1 protein-coding gene is annotated in these 2615 nt (G+C 77.0%); it reads left to right on the top strand.

Annotated features, from left to right (window positions below; all coding sequences use genetic code 11):
- On the top strand, nt 1-2546 hold a 2546-nt coding region (locus PV721_RS42845), incomplete at its 5' end, for a family 2 glycosyl transferase (protein ID WP_319734236.1).
- Between the last annotated feature and the right edge of the window lie 69 nt (nt 2547-2615).

Below are 2615 nucleotides of genomic sequence, written 5' to 3'. Positions count from 1 at the left end.
GTGTCGCGGTCGCCGCCGACCTGCGCCCGCTCTTCCCCCCGCCGGGAGCCTCGCTGCGGGCCAACGCGGAACAGCTCGCCGGCTACTTCGGCGGCGACCGCGACACCGACGTGGCCCCCGCCGGCCGGCACGGCGGAGGCAGCATCCTGACCGCCCCCGGCGAGGACGGCGACTACGCCGTGGCCGAGGAACGTTTCGCCCGCCTCAGGCGGATCGCCCGCAACCCCGCGCCGGTCCTCTTCGGCCTCCTCCTGCTCGTCTCCCTCGCCGCCTGCCGCGGCCTGATCGGCGGCGGCTCCCTCATGGGCGGCGCCCTGCTGCCCGCCCCCGACAGCAGCTTCGACCTCTGGCGCTCCTACACCGACGGCTGGCAGCCCGTCGGCACCGGCTCCACCGCCTCCGCGCCCCCCTACCTGGCCGTCCTCGGCGCCCTCGCCACCCTGCTGTTCGGCTCCACCCAGGCCGCCCTGACCCTGCTGCTCGTCGGCTCCGTCCCGCTCGCCGGCCTCACCGCCTACTTCGCCTCCCGGCCGCTCGTCGAGTCCCGGCTGCTGCGCGCCTGGGCCGCCATCGCCTACGCCTTCCTCCCCGCCGTCACCGGAGCCCTCGCCGGCGGCCGCCTCGGCACCGCCGTCCTCGCCGTCGTACTGCCGCTCATCGCCCGCTCCGCCGTCGCCGCCTTCGCCCTCGGCGGGGGCGAAGGAACCGCCGACAAGCGGGGCAGCTGGCGCGCGGTGTGGACGTACACGCTCCTGCTGACCCTGACCACCGCCTTCACCCCCGTGGTCTGGCCGCTCGCCGCCGTCCTCGGCACCGCCGCGCTCGTCCTGCGCCGCGCGCACTGGAAGACGTACGGCCCCCGGCTGCTCGCCACCCTCGCCGTCCCGCTGCTCGTGCTCGCCCCCTGGTCGATCGGCCTGCTCACGCACCCCGGCCGCCTCCTCCAGGAAGCCGGACTGCCCTACGGAGCCGGCTCCGCCCGCGGCCTCGACCTGCTCGGCATCAGCCCCGGCGGTCCCGGAACCGGCGCCGGCCTGCTGCTCGCCGGCATCGTGCTCGCCGCCCTGGCCGCCCTGCTGCGCACCGACCGCCAGTTCGCCGTCCGCACCGCCTGGGCCGCCGCCCTTGCCGCGCTGCTCCTCGCCGTCGTCGTCAACCGGACCGCCTGGGCCGGCCCCGCCACCCTCGTGTACGGGCTCGCCCTCCTCGCGGCCGCCGCGCTCGGCGCGGACGGCGCCAAGGAGCGGGTCGCCGCCCGCAGCTTCGGCTGGCGCCAGCCGCTGGCCGCGCTCATCGCCCTCGCCGCCGCCGCGGGCCCGCTGGCCGCCGCGGCCACCTGGATGATCGCCGGCGCCGACGGCCCGCTGGAGCGCCGCGACCCGGTACAGGTCCCGGCCTTCGTCGCCGACGCGGGCGGCGACGACAACCAGACCCGCACCCTGGTCCTCGACCTGGACCCGCCCGCCACCGTCTCCTACAGCCTCGTCCGCGGCTCCGGCGGCCGCCTCGGCGACGCCGATGTCACCGCCCGGACCGGCGGCGACCCCCGCCTCGACAAGGTCGTCTCCAACCTGGTCGCAGGCTCCGGCGCCGACCAGTCCAGCCAGCTCAGCGCCTACGCCGTCCGCTTCGTCATGTTCCGCCCCGGCGGCCCCGAAGAGATCCGCCGCGTCCTCGACGCCACCCCGGGCCTGAGCCGCCGCCACCAGCAGGACGGCACCGCCCTGTGGGGCGTCGAGCCATGGCTGCCCCGCGCCGTCATCGTCTCCGGCAAGCAGGGCGAGGCGCCGATCCCGGTCGCCGCCGGACCCGTCGAGGCCCACGGCAAGATCCCCGAGGGCGAGGCGGGCCGCGTGCTGCGCATCGCCGACCGGGCCGACGCCGGCTGGCGGGCCACCCTCGACGGCAAGCCCCTCAAGGCGAAGACCCTCGACGGCTGGGCGCAGGGCTTCGAACTGCCCGCCGTCGGCGGCCGCCTCGACCTCGTCCACGAGGACTCCCTCCTGCAGACCGCCTGGTACTGGGCACAGGGCCTCCTCGCCCTGGTCCTCCTGGTGATGGCCCTGCCGGGCCGCCGCGCCCAGCTCGACGACGACCTGCCCGAGGAAGAGGCCGCGATCCCGTCCCAGCCCGGCCCGGGCGAGGCCGGCGAAGGCCGTCGCGCCCGCCGGCTGCGCGCCGAGGCCGAGCCCGCCCCCGTACCGGTGGAGACCGCCGCGGTCGCCGATCCGTACGCGCAGATCCCGGCGCAGCCGATGTACGGGGAGGAGGCGTACGCGTACCAGCCCTACGGCGACCAGGGCGGCTACGCGTACGAGCCGCAGCCCCAGCAGCCGCTCCCGTACGAGCAGTACCCGGCGGCGTACGACCAGCAGGGACCGTACGACCCGCAGGGACAGCAGCAGGGACAGCAGGGGCAGCAGGCCTACGAGGCCCCGTACCCGCAGCAGTACCCGTACGAGCAGTACGAGCCGTACGACCCCCACGCACCGCACGACCCCCACGCACCGCACGACCCGCGTCCTGACGGGAGCCCCCAGCAGTGAAGCAGCGCGCACCCCTGACGCTGGCCGCCGTGACCGCGGCGCTGGCCGCCCTCACCGGCATCGCCGCCC

The sequence above is a fragment of the Streptomyces sp. MB09-01 genome, assembly GCF_033794505.1.
Lineage (GTDB): Bacteria > Actinomycetota > Actinomycetes > Streptomycetales > Streptomycetaceae > Streptomyces.
This window is presented reverse-complemented; position numbering and strand designations above follow the sequence as displayed.